The organism is Verrucomicrobiota bacterium (assembly GCA_027622555.1).
Lineage (GTDB): Bacteria > Verrucomicrobiota > Verrucomicrobiia > Opitutales > UBA2995 > UBA2995.
The window spans coordinates 1-21036 of the sequence record JAQBYJ010000011.1 but is presented as its reverse complement, the minus strand read 5'-3'; the positions used below and the strand labels follow the sequence as shown (position 1 = coordinate 21036).

The 21036-nt window shown below is 47.7% G+C and carries 16 protein-coding genes; 8 read left to right on the top strand and 8 right to left on the bottom strand.

All coding sequences use genetic code 11. From position 1 onward, the window contains the following. Positions 1–81: 81 nt before the first annotated feature. The 5 genes from O3C43_04820 (at position 82) to O3C43_04800 (ending at position 11485) form a co-directional block, all read left to right on the top strand. Positions 82–3105: a dehydrogenase gene (locus tag O3C43_04820; protein MDA1065806.1), complete on the top strand. Its 3024-nt coding sequence runs from the start codon at positions 82–84 to the stop codon at positions 3103–3105. Positions 3106–3218: 113 nt separating this feature from the next. Then, the gene (gene mscL / locus O3C43_04815) at positions 3219–3644 is read left to right on the top strand and encodes a large conductance mechanosensitive channel protein MscL (GenBank protein MDA1065805.1); all 426 of its coding nucleotides are present in this window, start codon (positions 3219–3221) and stop codon (positions 3642–3644) included. Positions 3645–3780: 136 nt separating this feature from the next. Then, complete coding sequence (locus O3C43_04810; GenBank protein ID MDA1065804.1) at positions 3781–5124, top strand: sugar porter family MFS transporter; 1344 nt, start codon at positions 3781–3783, stop codon at positions 5122–5124. A 238-nt stretch (positions 5125–5362) separates the two neighbouring features. Continuing rightward, entirely contained in the window at positions 5363–9964 is a 4602-nt protein-coding gene (gene gltB / locus O3C43_04805) for a glutamate synthase large subunit (GenBank protein ID MDA1065803.1), read from the top strand. Between the two features lie 30 nt (positions 9965–9994). Beyond that, positions 9995–11485, top strand: a complete 1491-nt coding sequence (locus O3C43_04800; GenBank protein ID MDA1065802.1) for a glutamate synthase subunit beta — start codon at positions 9995–9997, stop codon at positions 11483–11485. 227 nt (positions 11486–11712) lie between these two features. On the opposite strand, the gene O3C43_04795 is transcribed toward O3C43_04800, so the two are convergent. From O3C43_04795 to O3C43_04780, 4 genes are all read right to left on the bottom strand, one after another. After that, the gene (locus tag O3C43_04795; protein ID MDA1065801.1) at positions 11713–12678 is read right to left on the bottom strand and encodes a prolyl oligopeptidase family serine peptidase; all 966 of its coding nucleotides are present in this window, start codon (positions 12676–12678) and stop codon (positions 11713–11715) included. Between the two features lie 68 nt (positions 12679–12746). After that, on the bottom strand, positions 12747–13601 hold the full coding sequence (locus O3C43_04790; GenBank protein ID MDA1065800.1) for an amidohydrolase family protein: 855 nt from the start codon (positions 13599–13601) through the stop codon (positions 12747–12749). 177 nt (positions 13602–13778) lie between these two features. Next, entirely contained in the window at positions 13779–14273 is a 495-nt protein-coding gene (locus tag O3C43_04785) for a hypothetical protein (protein ID MDA1065799.1), read from the bottom strand. Then, positions 14274–14738, bottom strand: coding sequence for a hypothetical protein (locus tag O3C43_04780; protein ID MDA1065798.1), 465 nt, complete (start codon positions 14736–14738; stop codon positions 14274–14276). Between the two features lie 89 nt (positions 14739–14827). Between O3C43_04780 and O3C43_04775 the strand changes: the two genes are divergently transcribed. Continuing rightward, positions 14828–15079 carry a hypothetical protein gene (locus O3C43_04775; protein MDA1065797.1) on the top strand — a complete coding sequence of 84 codons (252 nt, stop codon included), beginning with the start codon at positions 14828–14830 and terminating at the stop codon, positions 15077–15079. Between the two features lie 11 nt (positions 15080–15090). Here O3C43_04775 and O3C43_04770 read toward each other — a convergent pair whose 3' ends face one another. Further along, on the bottom strand, positions 15091–16020 hold the full coding sequence (locus O3C43_04770; protein ID MDA1065796.1) for an amidohydrolase family protein: 930 nt from the start codon (positions 16018–16020) through the stop codon (positions 15091–15093). A gap of 752 nt (positions 16021–16772) precedes the next feature. On the opposite strand from O3C43_04770, the gene O3C43_04765 reads away from it, so the two are divergent. Further along, entirely contained in the window at positions 16773–17792 is a 1020-nt protein-coding gene (locus O3C43_04765; GenBank protein ID MDA1065795.1) for a DUF1080 domain-containing protein, read from the top strand. 300 nt (positions 17793–18092) lie between these two features. On the opposite strand, the gene O3C43_04760 is transcribed toward O3C43_04765, so the two are convergent. Beyond that, positions 18093–18488, bottom strand: a complete 396-nt coding sequence (locus O3C43_04760; GenBank protein ID MDA1065794.1) for a PIN domain nuclease — start codon at positions 18486–18488, stop codon at positions 18093–18095. Further along, positions 18485–18691 (bottom strand): type II toxin-antitoxin system VapB family antitoxin, encoded by a 207-nt coding sequence (locus tag O3C43_04755; GenBank protein ID MDA1065793.1) that lies wholly within the window; start codon positions 18689–18691, stop codon positions 18485–18487. Before O3C43_04755 ends, O3C43_04760 begins: the two co-directional genes overlap by 4 nt. 158 nt (positions 18692–18849) lie before the next feature. Between O3C43_04755 and O3C43_04750 the strand changes: the two genes are divergently transcribed. Next, positions 18850–19041, top strand: a complete 192-nt coding sequence (locus O3C43_04750) for a hypothetical protein (protein MDA1065792.1) — start codon at positions 18850–18852, stop codon at positions 19039–19041. A gap of 45 nt (positions 19042–19086) precedes the next feature. On the opposite strand, the gene O3C43_04745 is transcribed toward O3C43_04750, so the two are convergent. Next, positions 19087–20091, bottom strand: coding sequence for an adenosine deaminase (locus tag O3C43_04745; protein MDA1065791.1), 1005 nt, complete (start codon positions 20089–20091; stop codon positions 19087–19089). Positions 20092–21036: the final 945 nt, after the last annotated feature.

Below are 21036 nucleotides of genomic sequence, written 5' to 3'. Positions count from 1 at the left end.
GATATAAGGTTTATCCATTGTTTTTCGTGCAAACATTGTTTTAGCTGCTCCCACAATGGCTGCCTGTTTATCCCCTGAACAATGAATAATTCCATGAGGATCTTTGGATGCTGTTTATTTATTGCAGTAATTTTTGCGAGCAAGGCTCTTATCGCACAAACTCAACCTGGTCATGAAACGCGCGCGAAGGAAGCGGGTGATTCTGGGCTCCCTCCGGAAAAATCACATGACTTTCTAACTCCGGCCGAAGGTCTGGCGATTGACCTCATCGCGTCGGAACCGGACATCAAGCAACCTTCTTTTTTGCGCTTCGATGAACGTGGGCGGATGTGGATGATTCAATACCGCCAGTACCCGCATCCGGCAGGATTGAAAGCTATTTCGACCGATCAGTTTTGGCGAAATGTATACAGCACCTTTCCGGCTCCTCCCGGGCATCCGGATTTTGTTCCTGGTGCTGATAGAATAACGATTCATGAGGATACGAATGGGAATGGCAGTTACGATAAGGTGTCTATCTTTCTCGATGGATTAAACATGGCTACCGGATTGGCATGGGCTGGGGATGGTGTTTGGGTTCTTCAGCCGCCATATCTATTATTCTACAAAGACGCTAATCAGGACGATGTGGTGGATGGCCCACCGGATGTCCATATCACGGGGTTTGGACTCGAGGATTCTCACTCCTACGCAAACAGTTTAAACTGGGGACCGGATGGTTGGCTTTATGGTGCACAGGGATCGACGGTGACGGCTTCAATTACTCTGGAAGGTAGTGACGCTCCTCCGATCAAAAGTGTTGGGCAATTAATGTGGCGTTATCATCCCGGGAATCGAGTTTATGAGATAGTCGCCGAAGGAGGAGGAAATATCTGGAGCTGCCAGTTTGATTCCAAGGGCCGTTTGTTTGCCGGTGCTAATGAAGGTGGAAAACTCGGTTACCACTACATGCAAGGTTCCTATAATAAAAAGAACTTTGCCAAGCACGGCGAGTTATCCAATCCGCATGCGTACGGCTATTTTTTCGGAGTGGAAGAAAAAGGATCACAGCGTGTGACGACCAATCTGATGACTTACTCCGAAGGAGCACTACCAGGTCGTTATGATGATACTATTATTACGGCAAATCCGTTGATCGGGCGTGTTCTGGCATCCCGGCCGGTTGCGATTGGCCCGACCTTTCACTCAGAATTAATCGATGTGATGGTGGACTCCGAGGACCGGTGGTTTCGTCCGGTGTATGCCGAAACGGGACCGGATGGTTCTGTATTTGTGTCGGATTGGTACGACCAGCAGATAAATCATATGGAAAACTTCGTTGGGCGTATGAGTGCGGCTGACGGCCGGGTTTACCGGATTCGTGCCAAAGAAGGTTACGAACCGATGAGAATCAATCTGGCTGCTCTTTCGACGAGGGAGCTGGCTGACCTTCTAAAAGATGCGCGAAAATGGTACCGCGATACTGCCAGAAGATTGATCAATGAACGCCAGGATACATCCATCCTTCCAGTATTGAAAACCTGGTTACGGGAAGAAACCGGTCAGACAGCGCTGGAAGCTTTGTGGGCCATAAATTTGCTAGGCCAATATGATAACGCGGTTCGAAAAACTGCTTTATCGCACGATGATCCCTATGTGCGGAAATGGGCCGTTCGCTTGATTGGTGATGCCTGGACTGCCGAGAATTGGGAATTGAGTACCATGAGGGATATGGCTGCCAGCGATCCGCATGTGGAGGTTCGACAGCAATTGTCCTCCACCGCCAAACGGCTACAAAAACTACATGGCAGTTTGTCTATTGTCCGCGAGTTGCTAAAGCGCAACGAGGATGCCGAGGATCCATACATGCCGCTTCTTGTGTGGTGGGCTTTGGAAGAGTTTGTTTCCAACGATCCAAATCAAGTCGTCAGTATGTTTGAAGGAAGGCGTTTGTTTGACGAGGCTATGGTTCAAAAACCGATTCTGGAATTTCTTATGCGACGATTAGCTGCAGAAGGATCGAGGGACTATTTACGGATCAGTGCGCGGTTACTTAATTTGGCCCCGGATGCAAAAAGCAAAAGTTCTTTGTTGGAAGGATTTGAGAAAGCCTATCGTGGCAGGTCAATGGTTGGGTTGCCAGAGGAACTCTTGGATGCCGTGGCCAAAGCGGGAGGAGGTTCATTAGCGATGCAAATTCGTCAGGGCATTCCGACAGTCGCACGGGAAGCTGCAGTGCTTCTGGCTAATGCTTCGGCCAACGAGGAGAGTCTTCGACGTGTAATCGAAGCCATCGGAGAGGTGCCGGTTCCTGAGTTGCTGCCGACTCTGCTCAATCAGTTGAATCGTGAAAGTGATCCTCTTCGCGTAGTAACCTTGTCTGCACTCAGGGCATACAACGATCCATCTGTCGGACAATTTGTAAGTAATGGTTATCCGAATTTTAGCGGCGAAGTTCAATCCGCTGCTCAGACTTTGTTGATGAGTCGGGTCGAGTGGGCGAGCACCTGGGTGAACGCAGTAAAGGATGGAAATATTGCAACCGATTTAATCTCCATTGATGCAGTGAATGGATTAAAGCGATTGGATGATTCATCATTGAACTCTTTAATTAGCGAAATTTGGTCTGACTCCGTAGAGACTTCTTCTGACACCTCGGAAGAAATGAATCAGCTTCGGGAGTTATTAAAGAATGGAGAAAATCCTGATCGTCACAAAGGAAGAGAACTTTTCCTCGCTCGTTGTGGCGCGTGTCATATCTTGCACAATGAAGGCGGTGTGGTTGGTCCTGAATTGACGGGCTATCAACGGAGTGACCTTCATAGTTTACTGCTCGCGATTACGAATCCGAACGCAGAGATACGTGAAGGATTTGAAACTAATATTATTCGTACCGATGACGGTCAAACTCTTGCAGGGTTTATCGTCGATAGGGATGAACATGTAGTGGTTATTCGCCCAATCGGAGGTCAACCCATCGTTCTGGAAGAAGCGCGAATAGAGAGCATGGAAGATGCCGGTGTATCACTCATGCCGCCTGGCCTGCTCATGGGAATGGATGATCAATCCATCGTTGACCTGTTTGCCTATATTCAGGCACCTCAGCCATTGAATTTGAGGCGGTAAGTATTCTTTGATTCTGATATACCTTCTGTTTCGTTTCCTTTTGAATAAAGTACTGCTTCGTGGAATGATCCGATTTTTATAAACTTACACGCAGCCAACCTTCTAACACTATTATGAAAAGCATATTTCAGGAATTCAAAAACTTCGCCGTCAAAGGCAACATGGTAGATCTGGCTGTCGGTATTGTCATCGGCACAGCATTCAGCAATATTCTAACAACAATCGTCAAAAAAATAGTGACACCGCCACTGTCTCTGATGACTGAAAGCGTCAACCTGGCGAATTTAAAATATGTGTTACGTGAAGGTCGGGAAGGAGTCGAAGAGGTAGCTGTGGGCTATGGAGAGCTGTTGGAAGTATCCATCGATTTCTTACTTATCGCGCTCACCATTTTTGTAGTTATAAAAGCGATGAACAAGTTGAAAGCTCAGGCGGAGGATCCCCAGAACCAAAAAGTGGTTACTCCCAAGGATATTCAACTGCTCTCAAATATTGAGAAACTGATTAGCGAGCAAAATGCGCTGCTTAAATCGAAGTAGCTTTGATTTATTGTAATACGGTTCCGCTGGTTCAAATTTCACTGGACGCAATGAATTTGAACCGTTTTATGAAAAGCGTTGAATGGGTCTGGTTTGGCTCCTTCTTTTATTCTCTTCGTCTCCAAAAGCCTAATTTATGTCTCACTCAAAATCTTCCAATTCCCGCCTGTTTGTTTGGGCATTAACTTCTGCGCTGGCTGGGTTCATATTCGGATTTGATACGGTTGTAATATCGGGTGCCGAGCAAAGCATTCAAAAACTTTGGGGGTTGGGTGATGAGCTACATGGTCTTGTTATCAGTGCTGCACTATGGGGTACCGTGCTTGGTGCCTTGCTTGGTGGTATTCCAACAGACCTATTTGGTCGCAAAAAGACCCTGATCTGGGTGGGCGCGCTTTATTTCGTGTCAGCGATCGGATCAGCAATAGCACCAGAGGCATACACGCTTATGATTGCCCGTTTTATTGGTGGAGTTGGTGTCGGTATTTCCACAGTCGCCGCTCCTTTATATATTTCTGAGATCTCACCCGCTGATAAGCGGGGCCGTTTGGCAGGTATGTTTCAGTTCAATATCGTCTTCGGCATCTTGGTAGCATTTCTTTCAAATTTTCTGCTTGGAGGTTTGGGCGAAAATGCATGGCGCTGGATGCTTGGTATTGAGGCTATTCCTGCCCTGATTTATTCTGTGATGTGTTTTGGGATTCCCGAAAGCCCACGTTGGTTAATCGGAAAGCTTGGGAAGCGAGCTGAGGGTATTGAAATCTTGAAGGCTATCCACCCGGAATACACTGAAAACCAATTGGAGTCTAAAGCGGATGAAATTCAATCAGCCTCTGTTGTGACGAAAACTTCTGCTAGATTTTGGACCTCTCGCTTAAAGATTCCAATTCTTTTGGCTTTTTTCATCGCTTTCTTTAATCAGCTTTCCGGCATCAATGCGGTTTTGTATTTTGCTCCCAGGATTTTCGAAATGACAGGTCTGGGTGAAAAAGCTGCGCTGCTTCAATCCATTGGAATAGGAGTAACGAATCTTTTGTTTACCTTTTTAGGGCTTTATTTGATCGATCGACTTGGCCGGCGAACACTGCTATACATTGGTTCGATAGGTTACATAACCTCACTCGGACTTTGTTCTTGGGCATTTTTTTCCGAAAACTACGTAATTGTTCCGGTTTGCATTTTTGCATTCATCGCGTCGCATGCCGTAGGCCAGGGAGCTGTAATCTGGGTATTTATCGGCGAAATCTTTCCGAACCAAAACCGAGCTCATGGGCAAGCTTTGGGCTGTTCTACTCACTGGGTCTTTGCTGCCCTCTTAACCTTGGTTTTCCCAAAAATGGTAACGATGTTTTCTGGTGGTGTCGTATTTCTCTTTTTCGCCTTCATGATGGTCTTGCAGCTCGTTTGGGTAAAAATTGCCGTGCCTGAGACTAAGGGAGTACCTTTAGAGGAAATCGAAGGACGATTAGGTATGAGCTGAGGAAAAATGGGCAAAAATACCTAATTTCACCAAGGCTATTGCATTAGTCAGGAAAAAACTCCAAGATTTGTCCTCGTTTTTTTGATGAACCGCGTTTGTGTTTGGGAAGACAATGAACTATTTATTTGTTGATTCTTAAGGGTTGAAAGTGTTGGTACCATAGGTATTACCCTAAAACTCTACTGGTGGTTCTATCGAGAGAATGGCCAAATAGAACTACTTTTACTGGAAAAAATTTATGATAGACCACGAAAATGAATACAAAGGCCTCTATCGGCCAGAATTTGAGCATGATAGTTGCGGGATTGGTTTTGTCGCTAATCTGAAGGGTGTGAAGTCGCATGAAATCGTTGAGAATGCGCTTAGCATGCTTTGCAATATGGAACATCGAGGTGGCACGGGTTATGATGTAGCCAGCGGCGATGGTGCAGGAATTCTTATTCAAATCCCACATGAATTTTTTGCTGAAGACTGTCGTATTAGAGGTTTCGAGTTACCCTTAGAAGGTGAGTATGGTGTAGGCATGGTATTTTTCCCTAAGGAAAAGCAATGCAGAGATGCCTGTCGCGCCCTGCTTTCAGAGCATATCCATGATTTAGGCTTTTCTTTGATCGGATACCGTCATGTATCCAAGGACAACAGCATGATCGGTCAAGCCGCTCTTGATACCGAACCGCAAATTGAGCAGGTTTTTATCGGTAAGCCGGATGACCAGTCCAGTGAAGAATTTGAGCGGAAGCTGTATGTGCTTAGGAACTATACCATCCATACCGCTCACAGGGAAATTACCAATGCGCGGAAGAGTTTTTACATCGCATCGTTGTCCTCGCGAACAATCGCCTATAAAGGCCAGTTTACAACAGACCAGGTGAGGCAGTATTTTCTTGAACTTCAGGATGAGAGAACTGTGTCGGCTCTGGCCATGTTTCATTCAAGGTTCTCGACCAACACGTTTCCTTCCTGGAGACTGGCTCAACCTTTCAGGTATCTTTCTCACAACGGTGAAATTAACACCGTAATGGGTAATATCAATTGGATGCGGGCCCGGGAGGCCATATTGGAAAGCGTCAATTTCACTCCGGAAGAGCTGAAGATGCTTCACCCGATCTGCGACAAAATGATGTCCGATTCCGCGAACCTCGATATGGTGATCGAGCTGCTTGTCCTGAGCGGCCGTCCGCTGGCTCAGGTCATGATGATGGTGGTGCCTGAAGCGTGGCAGACCCAGACGGATATGGATCCCGTAAAACGAGCTTTTTACGAATATTACTCCTGCATAATGGAACCGTGGGACGGTCCCGCCTCCATTTCTTTCACGGACGGAAAAATTATCGGAGCCACCCTGGATCGCAATGGGTTGCGCCCATCGCGGTACCTGGTGACGGACGACGACATGGTTGTAATGGGTTCCGAGACCGGTTCCTTGACGATAGATCCCGCGCGAGTGGTGATGAAGGGACGTCTACAGCCAGGTAAGATCTTCATTGTAGACCTCGAGCAGGGCCGGATTATTTCCGATGACGAAGTGAAAGCGGAAATTTGTTCCCGCCAGCCTTATGGTGAGTGGCTGGAAAAAAACAAGATTATGCTTAGCGACCTTCCAGTGCCCGATAAGGAGCATAGACGGTCCAAGGAACGCTCGTTGAAAAGGCGGCAGAAAGCCTTCGGGTACACACAGGAAGATTTGAATACCATCCTTAAGCAGATGGTGGATACTGGTACGGAACCACTTGGCTCGATGGGTGCGGACAATCCGATTGCGATTCTTTCGGATCGTCCTCAACAGTTGTCCAACTACTTCAAGCAACTCTTTGCCCAGGTAACCAATCCTCCCATTGATCCTATTCGGGAAGAGATGGTCATGTCGCTGCAAAGCTATATGGGGGCTTCCCTCAACCTCCTGGATGAGACGCCGAGGCATTGCCACAAAGTGGAGATGACTCAACCTGTACTTTCAAATGAGGAGATGCAGAAGATCCGCTACATCGACCACGATCATTTCCAATCCAAAACAATCGAATGTATTTTTCTGGCGAATGGAAAGCCGGGTGCACTGAAATATGCCTTGGACCGTATCTGCCGTTATGCCAGAGACGCCGTTAATGATGGATTTTCCATTATTATTCTAACGGACAGGGGAATGGATAGTGACCACGCACCAATTCCGTCGCTTCTAGCCACGGGAGCGGTTCACCATTATCTGATTCGTCAAGGTTTACGCGCCAAAGCCGATATCATTGTGGAGGCTGGCGATATAAAGGAAACACACCATTTTGCCACGGTTTTGGGTTATGGAGCTTCGGCCATCAATCCTTACCTTGCCATCAGAACGTTGGAAGATCTCAAGGAGCAGGGTATTATCGATCCGCTTCAGACTGACGATGAAGTGTTTTATAGATACAAGAAGGCCATTAACAGTGGACTGTTGAAAATCTTCTCTAAAATGGGAATTTCAACGCTGCAATCCTATCAGGGTGCACAGATTTTTGAAGCACTAGGAATTAGTAGTGCAGTGGTAAAGAAGTACTTCACCGGAACGATCAGTCGTATTGAAGGGCTTGGATTGGACGAAATTGCCAAGGAAGCTTTGATGAACCATCGGCAGGGATTTCCAATTGATGACAATATTATAGAAAACGATGTGCTTGATTCCGGAGGGGAATACGCCTGGCGTATGGATGGAGAACGGCACTTGTTCAACCCGACCACTATCCGTCTGTTACAGCATTCGACTGCGGCAAATGATCGTAAGATGTTCGATCAATATACCAAAGTGGTAAACAATCAGTCACGCGATGCATTTACTTTGCGCGGATTAATGGAGTTCAATTTTGATCGTCCATCCATTCCAATCGAGGAAGTGGAGCCAGCAGAAAACATTTTTAAACGTTTCGCTACTGGTGCTATGTCCTTTGGATCTATTTCTTGGGAAGCACACACGACTTTGGCTATAGCCATGAATCGCTTGGGCGGAAAAAGTAATAGCGGTGAAGGAGGAGAAGATCCAATACGGTTCAATCCTGATCAAAATGGAGACCTGAAAACATCGCGGATCAAGCAGGTGGCTTCCGGACGTTTTGGTGTTACTTCGCATTACCTGACGAACGCCGATGAGCTTCAAATCAAGATGGCCCAAGGTGCCAAGCCGGGCGAAGGTGGGCAGTTGCCTGGTCACAAGGTGGACGCATGGATTGGTCGAGTTAGGGGATCCACTCCAGGCGTGGGCCTTATTTCCCCACCGCCTCACCATGATATTTATTCCATTGAAGATTTGGCACAGTTAATTTTTGACCTCAAGAATGCCAACCGGAAAGCACGTGTAAATGTGAAGCTGGTTTCTGAGGCAGGGGTCGGCACTATTGCTGCCGGGGTCTGTAAGGGCTATGCCGATGTGGTTCTGATCGCCGGACACGATGGCGGGACGGGAGCATCTCCATGGAGCTCGATCAAACATGCTGGATTGCCGTGGGAGTTGGGTCTGTCTGAGACCCACCAAACCTTGGTTCGAAACCGGTTAAGAAGTCGTATCGTTGTTCAAACAGATGGCCAATTGAAAACACCTCGGGATTTGGCAATAGCCACGTTGCTAGGTGCGGAAGAGTGGGGCGTTGCCACCGCAGCATTGGTCGTTGAAGGCTGTATCATGATGCGGAAGTGTCACCTCAATACCTGTCCAGTGGGAATCGCCACCCAGGACAAAAATCTGAGGAAACTTTACAATGGCAAGGTGGAGCATGTTATCAATTTCTTCACTTTCATGGTGGAAGGGTTGCGTGAGATTATGGCAGAGCTTGGCTTCCGCACCATCAATGAAATGGTGGGACAGAGTCAGTGTCTTAAATTCAGGGACAACATCGATCACTGGAAGTATAAGAACCTGGACCTGTCGCCGATACTTTATCGTGAAAAACCCCGTAAGGGTGACGCGCTTCACCAGGCTATTCCGCAAGAGCATTTGATAGCCAACGTGCTGGACCGGCGTTTGATCGTGGATGCGGCTTCTTCGCTGGACGATGGAACGCCCGTAAAGCTGGAATACAAAATTGTGAATACGGACCGCACGGTGGGCGCGATGCTTTCCAATGAAATTTCCAAACGCTATCATGGTGAGGGTTTGAAGGATGAAACCATTGACGTGAAGTTCCGGGGTTCAGCTGGTCAGAGTTTCGGTTGTTTTACAGCTAATGGTGTTCGATTTGAACTCGAGGGAGATTCGAATGACTATTTTGGAAAAGGATTATCCGGCGGATCGCTGATCGTATATCCGGATAGAAATGCTCCATTCAAGGCACGGGACAATATCATCATCGGCAATGTCGCCTTCTTCGGTGCGACCGGTGGAAAGGCTTTTATCCGTGGTATCGCCGGCGAGCGTTTTTGTGTGCGTAACTCAGGGGTGACCGCCGTTGTCGAAGGTGTCGGAGATCACGGTTGTGAATACATGACTGGAGGAAAGGCGGTGATTCTAGGTGAAACAGGTCGGAACTTTGCCGCTGGTATGTCTGGTGGTGTTGCTTATGTCTATGATCTGAGCGGCAAGTTTTCTTCTCGCTGCAACATGGAGATGGTTAAGCTGGGACCTGTAGAGCACCCGGATGATATTGCAGATCTTAAGTCCTTGATTGAAGAACATCTGGCCTCAACGAAATCCGAGGTGGCTGAAGAGATCCTGGATGACTGGTACAACAATCTTGGCAATTTTGTCAGAGTAATGCCGGTCGATTATGAACGGATGCTCGGCTACATGGAGGAGGCCCGTGCCACCGGAAAGTTCGAAGAGGAAAATGATATCGCAGAAGAAGCATTCGGAATGCACTTGCGTCACCTGGCCGCTAAATAACAACGCTAATAACAAATATACTTTTGATATATGGGAAATCCTAAAGGATTTATAAACATCAATAGAAACCTTCCTCAGGATCGTGATCCTGTCCTGCGTGTAGGTGACTGGGAAGAAGTGCATACTGAAATGGCGGTAAGCGACATACAATCCCAGGCCTCTCGATGTATGGATTGCGGTGTGCCGTTTTGTATGGCTGCTGAATCTTCGCAGGGACCTGGAATTGCCGGATGTCCGGTAAACAACCTTATTCCTGAATGGAATGACCTGGTTTATCGTGGCCTTTGGAAGGACGCGTTGGCCCGATTACTTAAGACGAACAATTTCCCTGAGTTTACCGGCCGTGTGTGTCCGGCTCCTTGCGAAAGCTCCTGTGTCTTGGGCATCAATGCACCACCGGTCACGATCAAACACCACGAAGTGGCCATCATTGATCGTGGGTTTGAAATGGGTTGGGTTGAACCGCATCCTCCCAAGTCCCGCACCGGAAAGACAGTAGCGGTGGTAGGATCTGGTCCAGCAGGACTCGCTTGTGCCGCCCAACTGAATCAGGCGGGTCATTTGGTTACGGTATATGAACGCGCTGATCGTCCGGGTGGGTTGCTCATGTATGGTATTCCCAATATGAAACTTGAGAAGCATGTTGTTGAGCGACGTATCCGCCTGCTCGAAGACGAAGGTATTACCTTTGTCTGCAACACCACTATCGGAAATGACATCCCGGCGGATAAGCTGAAAGAGGATTTCGATACGGTGGTAATTTGCACCGGAGCAACTGTTCCACGTGACCTTCCTATTGAAGGTCGCGAACTCAAAGGTGTCCATTTTGCAATGGAGTTTCTTGGAAAGAATACCAAGAGCCTCATGGATAGTAAGCTTCAGGATGGAAATTACATTTCGGCGCATGATAAACATGTCGTTGTAATCGGTGGTGGTGATACAGGTACCGATTGTGTGGGTACATCGCTTCGGCACGGCTGCAAACACGTACAGCAGTTGGAAATTTTGCCAAAGCCTCCCGATGAGCGCGCGCCCAACAATCCTTGGCCTCAATACGCCAGAACTTTAAAAGTGGATTACGGTCAGGATGAAGCCATTGCCATTCAAGGCGAGGACCCACGCTCTTATTTGGTCACCACCAAGAAATTTGTCGGCGATGATGAAGGCAATGTGAAGGAGCTGCATACCTGTTTAATTGAATGGCAACGTCAGGACGATGGTCGCATGATTCCGGTCGATGTTCCAGGAAGTGAAAAGGTCATCAAGGCCGAGTTGGTACTACTAGCCATGGGCTTTCTTGGACCTGAAGGTGGTGTGCTCGATCAATTGGGAGTGAGCAAAGATGCTCGATCCAACGCTCAAGCCGAATACGGGAAATACCAGACAAACGTCGAAGGTGTCTTTGCCGCCGGTGATGCACGTCGCGGTCAGAGTCTTATCGTCTGGGCCATCAACGAGGGTCGGGGAGCTGCGCAGGCTGTTGATACTTATTTGATGGGTAAGAGTTACTTGCCGCTTTAGGATCACGACACATTTGTGCTTTTTGTTTATTCGGCACGGGTCTAATACCCCGCCGCTTGCGGCGTTCTAAAATTTTCAATTTCAAATCTCAAATACCCCGCAGCTGCGAAGTGGTTGGCGACCGCAAGGGGGAGGGCTTGCCCCGGGGATTATTTATGAGGTCCCTTTAGGTGATCGATGACCTTGATCTGTAGTCACTAGCTTTTCGGATGCCTTATCCGGTGGAATTAAGGTTTACTCTGACTGAACAGCCATTGCCAAATATCCTCCGAACGATCACAACGATCATTGCTGTAACGTGTAAGGTAGCCCTTTTCTTCGTCGTCTCCTTGATAGTTGAAAGCCTGGATCCATGAGTTGTGTTTCACGTCTCGCAGCTCTGTGTATTTCATCACTGCACCATGTTCTGAAAGCATGGCGAAGGCAGCTCGGGAATATTTCACATCTATCAGCGGATCAGCATCCCCATGAAAGCACCAGATCGGAATGTCCGTTAGGGATTTGATTTGCTCAGGCTGGAATTCGAAACGACCACATACAGGGATGGCCGCGGCGAACAGATTTGGCCGGGCCAGAACAATGTTCCAGGTTCCGATACCTCCGCCCGAAGATCCCAATGCATAAATCCGCGATTCATCGATGGGAAACTCCTTTTTGATTTCATCAATCAACTCGAAGACTTTTAATAAATCATTCCTCACGTAATAATTTTTTACTCGGTCATCGTCTGGTTTGGGTCCCCAAATCCCGCCGGGTTTCCGCTGGGGAACAATAACCACACAGGGGTATTTCTCCCTCCATGATTCTTGGGCCATGATCCCGTTCCAATCGCGTAAATTACTTCGATTGTCGTTTCCGATGCCACCCGACCCGTGTAAGCTGATAATGAGCGGGTAACGTTGATCTGCTTGAGTTTCGAGCGGCTTCAACAAGCGATAGGGCATCGATTTGTAGCTGCGTGCCTCGTAGGTATCGATGAGTGATTTATCGCCAATTCCAGTCCCGAGATTCGGTCGCTTTTTTTGAAACGTTTTCATGAAGTAGTTACCCGCTTCATCTTCGGTTAGCGTTCTATCCTGATTCGCGTCCGATAGAGGATGATGAGTTAGCATTTGGGCAAGCTCTTCGATGCTGTCGGCGTGAACCGTTAGGTTCATGGAAAAAATAGTGAGTGAAATGAGAAAGAGTTTCATGGCCTGTCACTATGCAAGCTGCGCTGGATTACTGCCAGTTTAATCAATGCATTCCTGCAGTTCTAAGATTATTTATAGGACCCGCCTAACAATTGCTGAATGTTGTCTCCAAGGACCTTTCGCTCGTGGTCGGGATCGAGTTTGAGCATTCGGATCTTTTGAAGCTCGATGCGCGAGTCGACCAAGGGGCCGTCGGTGCCGAAAATCAGCTTGTGGTGAGGTAATTCCCTGGCTGCCCGTTCCAGGTATAGGAAGAACACGACGGACGAAGTTTCGAGAAAGAGATTCGGGTGACGTTTGGTAGCTTCGATGGCGCGAAGGTGCTCTGTCCATTTTCGAGATCCAAAGCTTCCCAGGTGAGCGAGGATGAAGTTGGCTTTGGGATGCGACTCAATCGCCTCATGGCAGATGTCTACTTCGGGTGGATGAAACAAAATCGGGATGCTCAATTCTTCAGCCGCATCCATCATTTCCTGGGATGGCACTCCGTGGAGTTTTAGACCTTTCAAACCGAGTTCATTGACTTCGTGCTTAAGCAGATTTCTGATTTTACCTGCCTCTGTTTTAGCATCGTGCTTGGCAAACCCGATTAACTTGTTCGGCCATTTTTTGACAAAGCCAGCGATCTCCTCATTGGCCGCTTTGTAGGTGCGATTGTTGATGGGGAAAATGATGGTCTGGTCGATTCCGACTTCCTCCATCTTTCGGAGTGTTTCTTCAGGATCATTAAACTTAGTCCAGGGAGCGTGTCCGTCACCAGCTATTCCGTAGTTCAATCCTTTGCCTGCATGGCAATGCGCATCGATGATTTTGGATGATGTGTTGTGAGTAGCGGAATAACTTCGTTTGGCGAAGGCGACCGCCAAAATGGCGAGAAGGGTTTTGTGGAGAAACTTGCGGCGGTTGAAAGGAAACTTATGCATGTGAGGATAGGTATGGGCGCCTGGGGAGGGTCGCGATTAAAATGTTATTTTGTGCTTCGCTTATAGATGTGTCACTCTGTTCGGTAGCTCCTACATTATTTGAAGCGGGAAGCTAGGGCGTGCCGCGCCGAGACCGCCGGAAAGTAAGAATGGTAATAGGATGTGATTGGGTTGGATTTATTGAACCCTAAGTTTCTGAAACTCCTGATAACCTTCCCAGGCGATGCTTTGAAGATCGGCCTGATCTTTCTTTGAGAAAATCTTTGTTATGGGGAGGCCGTCGCGGTCTTTGGTTTTGTCGGTTTCGAGAAAGCGAATGTCCGTAACCTGGTCTATCGGGAGGCCTTGCGGGCTCTCGTCGAAGATGGCGGCGTAAAGGGTGCAAGCGCTAAGGTAGGACAGCGTCTGGTTGAGATGGGCGTCGTTAATGAAGCGAAGCGGTAAGTCTGGACGTTGGGTCTGGCAGCGGTGGGCAATCAATGCCATGGGGGCGGCTTTGGCTCCTAGGTTGTTCGCCAGCCTCGCGATAGACTTGGTTTTCTTGAGAATGGGAGCTTTGTCCGGAGTGGAGATGAGGGGTTCTGCGTTTTGTTTGGTAGGAGTTGTAACGTAGAGAACAATCCGGGCGCCCTGCTCTTTAGCTAGCGCTGCATACTTGGGAGCGTATTGCATTTAGAAGGAGTCATCGCCATCGAGGTCGTCCCGATAGGATTGCAGAATGATGAGGTCCCATTTTTCGCGATTGGATTCATAGGTTTTGAGTAGAGCTGATTGTCTCTTGAGGCCCGCAGGTGCGTATTTGTCTTTGGGGTCTTTGACGGCTTCTTCCAGTGCTTCAACCGTTGCTTTGATTTCGGCACCAGTCACGGCATGCTGATTGACTATGTGTTGGGTCCCTAAACGCCAATGATCTTTCAATGTGCGACCACCGTAGATGACCGAAGTTGTCTTAAACGTGAGTCCTGGATTACCCGCTTCTGCCATTTCCTTTACGACATTGGCCAGGTTGTGACGTGCGGTGTAGCTGTTCCCAATAAAGAGAACGTTGACGGAGGATTTCTTGGCCGCAAATGCAGTGTGTGTCGCGGCAGAAAATAAAAGAAGCGTGCAGAGGATGCGGAAGGCTGAATGATTCATGCTAATATTTAGAAAAGATGAGACCGAAAAGACGAGATATATAACATCGCCGCGTTGCGGCTAGATGCGTTCCGCAACAGGATGGAGCTTTGCTCCAACTGGAAATAGTTGATTGGTTATTAAGATTGTTGTCCCTCTCAATAATTGAGATTCTTGCTCGCGAAGCGATCCTGTTCGACGGAGTCGATCCAGTGAACGCAGTGAGCGATGTTAGAATAGATTTTGTAGACCTCGCCGCGCTGCGGCTGGATGCCTTCCGCCGTCGCATAGTAACGGCGTATCAAAACTCAGGGTGCCTTGTGGCAGGGTTCAAGGTAAGCTCAGCAACTATGCATCTTTGAAACTCAGTATCTCAAACAAACCAAAGCCTGTGAGCCGTTTCACCAAGGATCGCTTTTTTCGAGGAATCATCCAGGCCTAGCTCGTGGGTAAATAGTTTCAAATGTTGGGCGTAGCTGACCTTGGGTTGGAAGAGGGCAGTGGGAAAATGACTTCCCCAGACACAACGTTGAGGCGTAAATACATCAATGAGCATTTTGCAGCTGTCGTGCATATCTCGGCAAGGATAGGGCTCTTTCGTGCCGAGCGGGATAAGCGTAAGTTTAGTGTGTAGGTTCGGTAGCTTCGCCAAATCAAGTACTGCTTTTAAAGTAACATTGTAAGTGTCGCCCAGCTTAAGACCCAAGCAATGGTCGAGGACGATTGACAACCCGGGATGACGCTTCGCCATCGCCTTAATTTCTTCATGCTTATCGTATTTGCTGAGCACGTTTATGACGATGCCCAGCCGCTCGGCAGTGGTCCACAATTTCTCTACACCGGGATCATCCAAGTTTCCGCTCTTGGCCGGGACACTGCGCATACCGCGAACATTGAATTCGGAAACGTAGTATTCCATCATCTCCGGACTGTAGGGATTGTCGGGATCGAGGGTGACGACTCCGACCATAAAATCAGAATTGGCTCGGGAACTGTCCGCGGTAAATCGATTGTCCCAAAGATAATACGAGCTGGGTTGAACGGCGGTAACATGACGAACCCCAGCCGCCTTCATTTCCTGCTTCAGGTGCTCAAGAAATCCAGTGCCAGCAGGAGGACGGTTTGGATTTTCTCTAGTCGGATATTTGTTATCGTCCCCGCTATAGAGATGGGCGTGGCAGTCGATGATGAGCTCTGGTTTTCCATCGGCAGCCAGCATGCTTTTCGAGGACGTTGCCAGAGCAGCGGTAGCGATGCCTGCGGTTTGAATAAACCTTCTGCGAGTAACAGTCGGATCTTTCATGCTTTTCTAATGGATTCTGAATAGGGCATATCCTCCCTCAATCAGGTATTTTATTTTTCTTTTTTCGAGTAACTCGATGAATTCGCGGAAATGTCGGGTCAGCATATTTTTCTCCCAAACGGTTAATCGTTTCCACTGCTGCTATACGCTTTCATGAGTTCTGATCTTCCAGTACGAACTATCCTGCCTTTCGTCTCTTAATCGCCGTATTCGAACATTTTCCATAGTAGAAACGCTAGTAAATGGACCAGGGAGAGCAACAGGAAAGATGTCCTTCTTTCATCCATTTGGGGCTCGCCACTCCGCTGATTGACGTCGTTACTCATTCCCCTAATCTTCTACTCAGGTACTCTTTTGTGTTCTCTGTGCTTCTTGTGGTTTCCTAGATTCAATCCTTCAACAGTTTATCAAATCGCGACTTGAGTATAGAGTCAGAAGGTTACTGAACTTAATTGAACAAGCAAACAGAGATAACGGAGGCTCTTAGTATTTATAGAGGTCCACCTTCTGTTGCCTCAGCTAGCACCGGTTAAAAAATATTATTCCTTACTGTTGTGGTTTTTCTGCCGCGTTGAAATTTGCGGTTCGGCGTTCCCAGGGAAATTACAGCTGAAGCAGTTCCTGCATAACATAACTCTGGGCGGTAGCGGGCCATGGTCGGCCTCAGGATTAAAATACTTCGTTTAATTCAACTGTTGCCTGTAAGGGATTGATTAGTATTTCTGTCTACACTAATTCATTTTATCAATCTCATGAAACTACCTCTTTTAATCTCCTTCCTTCTATTTTTAGGCCACTCAGCCTTTTCGGCCGTCGAACCCATTCCGCCCTTCATGGGTGACTGGCAAGGTGGTTGGGTCAATGCGCCAGCTAAGGACGGCAACGCCAAAAACAATCCGGCACTGGTAGCACGAGTGATCGGTCTTGGTGGTGACCTTTACGAAATCCAAATCATGGAGGAATTCGACAAGAGGGCGGATTACAAGGTAAAGACCGAATCTACCTGGAAGAATGGAAAACTCTCCTTTGATCAAAAAGAATATAAAGGTGAGATCACGGCTTCCACTTTCACAGGGACCAAAACCAGCGGCGATTTGGTCACTCCTTTCGAACTAAAACGACTTCACCGCACTTCTCCTACGGCTGGCTTGGAGCCACCACTCGGAGCGATCGTTTTATTCGATGGAAAAAACATGGATGCCTGGCAGCATGGGGATGGCGAGAAAGTAACCTGGACAGTAAAAAACGGAGTGGTCGAAATTCTTCCGAAAAAAGAAAACAACGACAAAGGTGGATCGATAACGACGCGTCAGTCCTTTGGAGATGTGAAAGTACATCTGGAGTTCAATCTACCCTACGAACCGGAAGGTAGAGAGCAGCATCGTGGAAACAGCGGTTTCTTTGTCCCAGGAGGTTACGAAATTCAAATCCTCGACAGCTATGGCCTTGGAGGCATGTGGAACGAGTGCGGTGCGCTTTATAAGCAATCTCCTCCGCAAGTGAATATGTGTTGGGCACCCGGTGTTTGGCAGACCTACGACATTGAATTTAAGCGTATGCGCATGGATGCAGAGGGCAACAAAGTGGATGATGCGGTTATCTCTGTTTGGCACAATGGTAAGCTGGTTCACAATCAACTCGCGTTGAAGGGAACGACTTCCAATAATCAGGCTGGTCGCATGCTACCGGAGTCAGGGAAAAGTGGTTCTCTCTCGCTACAAGATCACAGCCACAAACTTCAGTTCAGAAATATCTGGGTCGTTGAGTTGTAGTTCGTATTTTTCTACTCCGATGGGAAGAACTCGATAGTCGGGTGCAACAAGGGTTCCGGGTACTGCCCCAGTTCTTCACGAAAGATGGCTTCAGCTTCCCTCAAGCTTTTCGATTTCTGCATCGCAAGTATCCCGCGTGAGTTTGCTTCGGCAATTGTCTTGGGGTCGAAAAACGTGTCCGAGCCAATGTCTACACCTACAACCAGGTCTATGCTCTAGCGCACAAGGAGAGTAGGCGGAGCCTGCTCGGTACCGAGTTTACGACAACTGAAAGTATTTAGTTATCCGGTTTGTTGGCTATTACAGTGTTTCAAGTTTTAGGGGATAGTGCTTGGCGATGAATTCAAAATCCCGGTCTTTGTGCAGGACATTAGCTCCGGTCTCGATGGCGGACGCAGCAATCAGACAATCGATAATGCTTCTTATTCTGATTCCTTTTCGCTGCAGGTCTTGGTAAATATCAGCTGCAAGCAAGATGGTTGAACGCTTCTGCGGTGCAAGGACCAGGTCTCTGAATTTTATTTCGATTTTCTTTCTATCTTTCTTTTCTCTCAGTCCTTGGATGATCTCCAGGAGAATCATGTGGGTGTAGACGATAGATTCACGATCCTCGATTAACCACTTCAGCCTTTCTTTGGTCCAGTGATCACCACCTTCAAGAAAGTCGATCCAGACGCTGGTATCGACGAGAGTCATTTCTCGAATCGGCCTTTGCGAATTTCATCGAGGTCACCTTCCCAGGTAAAGGCACCCTCGAGCGCAAGAATGCTTTTTTGGTTTTCTTTTCGGACTAATTCGCGAAGTGCAAGGTCCACGAGTTCTCTCTTGGTTTTTAAGCCCGTGGCTTTCAAACCCTTGCTCACAAGGGTGTCATCAAGGTTTATGTTTGTCCTGCTCATACACCACTAATCGTTAATGTGGTGTATGATGTCAATTCACTTTTCAGCCAACAAGGTAATTACAGCAATGTTAAAGTTTATGCTCTTGGCTTTTAATTGCTTACAAAAGCCGTGGCAATTGAGAGAGCGGACAAGAGAACTTAATAAAATTCTCAAAATTGCCAGAAATCCCAAAGTTCAGGATCACCCTAAACGAATCGATTGGCCTCTGCTCCTCCCCGGGCGATCTGTTCATTCCCGAAAAAGTGACAGCTGAAGACGGGGCCGAGTTTTCGATACGGTTCAAGAAAGATGCACGTTGGTTTTTAAAAATACAATGGATCTACTCGATGTCCCGGCGTATCGAGTGAGAAACTCGGCATTTCTCTATCGAGCGATGTTGATGGCATGGGAGTTTAGTTAGCCTCGAATTCTCTGAGCAGGGTATCGATTTCTATATAGGCACTTCGCTTTTTCGATTCTTCCATCGAGGCGGTTTCAAAACTGTTGCGTGCGAAATTTGCCAACTGTGAAGCGCTTGCACCAAGACCTTGGCTTACCGCCAGGTAATCGTCCCTCAATTCGTTTCCGAAGATGAATGGATCGTCGGTGTTGATGGTGCAACGCACTCCCATTTTTTCCAATTTAAGGATGGGGTGTTCCCCCAATGATGGTACGGCCCGTAACTTCACATTGCTGATGGGGCATACGTCGAAACTCGCTCCTTCGGCTGCGGCCAAATAAACGACGGACTCATCTTCAATGGTTTGAACTCCATGTTGAATCTTGGTCACTCCCAATTCCTCAATAACTTCCCGAACACCGTTAGGACCGGTGAGTTCCCCGGCATGAGCCTTGGTTAATTTCCCTGCCAATTTCGCTGCCAGCCAAAATTCTTTAATCCATGCTTGTAAAGGAAACTGTTCAGGCCCGTGCAGATCGATGCCGTCTATATGCGGACACTCTAAAATCTGGCCCAGGTATTTTTCATGATCACTTTCAAATTTTCTGTGGTGCAATCCAACGAACAAGCGAACGACAATTCCGGCTGGAATCGCCGACTTTACGGCCTCGGCAATTTCTTTAATACCCACGCCCGAGCGTTCAACGGCAAGTGCTGCAAAACTGATTTCAGCATAGCGTACATTTTCTTTGATCCGTTGAAGAAGAATTTCTTTAGCGGTGGTTGCAAATCGTTCCGGACTATTGAGCCACGGAACTGCGTAGTTTCGAATGAAGCCCTCGAACTCTTCAAAATCTGTAAAACGAAAATCATCCTTCCAGGAGGGAGGAGGCTCGCTGTATTTTTCAGGATCCTCCGCCTGCATAATATGCCAGGGAGCGCTGCCATCCAGGTGAAGGTGGTGTTCTGCTTTGGGTAAAGCATCGATAAACGGTAACAGTTTTGAGTCGGTGGTCATTTTATCGAGAGTAACTTTTGTTCTTACTTTAACCTGTCATGAGGTTGGTCGAATGATTGAGATCTACCGGGCGCAATGCAAACCGGAATTAATCTCCTGAGGGTTTCTTCTTTTTAACTTGTAATTCCCCGTGGTCTCTGGCGCGGGGTCGGTGACTGATAGGAAGTTTGAGTATTCGAAATCGGCAGCGAGCTACCTCCTACAGGTGTATTTGCGATACGAAATGTAGGAGGTAGCTTGCTGCCGAGCATACCATCAACGATGTCTGCTCAGTCTTTTGGAGAAAGTGAAAATGATAAGTAGAAAGCGAACATCTGGTGGGATGTTTTAAGCCTTTCATACCCGGTGGTCTCTGCCACAGGGTTTTGATTTTTTTAACCACCCGCTTCGTGCGTCGCTCAAAGATCTGTGAGGGACGGATCGCGAGAGGACACCCGCCGTCGCTTCCAGCAATGGCTCGGCACAGTAAAGGACATAGAGCAGCAAAGCCACAACTAGAGTTTTACTCAACCACAGATTACTCAGATGGGCACGGATATGGTAATGATTTCTTAACCACGATGGTCACCAACTGACACGAATCAGAAGGTAGGGACCGATCGTCGAGCGGTCCGATATTCTGAAAGATTGGTTCGTGCATTTTTATTATTCGAACCCTTCGACATTGCTCAGGCCAAGAAAGGGCAAGCTAACGGAGAGAACGGAGGGAAAAATTAATACAACTCTGTTTCCTTGTTCAAAGCATTTTTCTAAACGGAAAAAAGATACAAATTTCAACCATCAGCCGTGCCTTGGCGGAGACTGCGGTTAAACTTTGGTTGCGGCTTCAAGTCCATTCGTGGGTAAGTTTTTCTCCAACTAGTACCATGTAACACATAAAGTTTCGTATAGACAGGCTTCTGAGATTGCGCCATGTTTGAGTCATGGCACCAAGATATAAAATCA

What these genes read in the sequence shown, in the direction of transcription:
- O3C43_04820 (MDA1065806.1), top strand. Translation starts at nt 82, where the DNA reads ATGAATAATTCCATGAGGATCTTTGGATGCTGTTTATTTATTGCAGTA.
- O3C43_04790 (MDA1065800.1), bottom strand. Translation starts at nt 13,601, where the DNA reads ATGCATAAGTTTCCTTTCAACCGCCGCAAGTTTCTCCACAAAACCCTT.
- O3C43_04755 (MDA1065793.1), bottom strand. Translation starts at nt 18,691, where the DNA reads ATGAGCAGGACAAACATAAACCTTGATGACACCCTTGTGAGCAAGGGT.
- O3C43_04810 (MDA1065804.1), top strand. Translation starts at nt 3,781, where the DNA reads ATGTCTCACTCAAAATCTTCCAATTCCCGCCTGTTTGTTTGGGCATTA.
- O3C43_04785 (MDA1065799.1), bottom strand. Translation starts at nt 14,273, where the DNA reads ATGCAATACGCTCCCAAGTATGCAGCGCTAGCTAAAGAGCAGGGCGCC.
- O3C43_04800 (MDA1065802.1), top strand. Translation starts at nt 9,995, where the DNA reads ATGGGAAATCCTAAAGGATTTATAAACATCAATAGAAACCTTCCTCAG.
- gltB (MDA1065803.1), top strand. Translation starts at nt 5,363, where the DNA reads ATGATAGACCACGAAAATGAATACAAAGGCCTCTATCGGCCAGAATTT.
- O3C43_04745 (MDA1065791.1), bottom strand. Translation starts at nt 20,091, where the DNA reads ATGACCACCGACTCAAAACTGTTACCGTTTATCGATGCTTTACCCAAA.
- O3C43_04770 (MDA1065796.1), bottom strand. Translation starts at nt 16,020, where the DNA reads ATGAAAGATCCGACTGTTACTCGCAGAAGGTTTATTCAAACCGCAGGC.
- O3C43_04760 (MDA1065794.1), bottom strand. Translation starts at nt 18,488, where the DNA reads ATGACTCTCGTCGATACCAGCGTCTGGATCGACTTTCTTGAAGGTGGT.
- O3C43_04765 (MDA1065795.1), top strand. Translation starts at nt 16,773, where the DNA reads ATGAAACTACCTCTTTTAATCTCCTTCCTTCTATTTTTAGGCCACTCA.
- O3C43_04795 (MDA1065801.1), bottom strand. Translation starts at nt 12,678, where the DNA reads ATGAAACTCTTTCTCATTTCACTCACTATTTTTTCCATGAACCTAACG.
- mscL (MDA1065805.1), top strand. Translation starts at nt 3,219, where the DNA reads ATGAAAAGCATATTTCAGGAATTCAAAAACTTCGCCGTCAAAGGCAAC.
- O3C43_04780 (MDA1065798.1), bottom strand. Translation starts at nt 14,738, where the DNA reads ATGAATCATTCAGCCTTCCGCATCCTCTGCACGCTTCTTTTATTTTCT.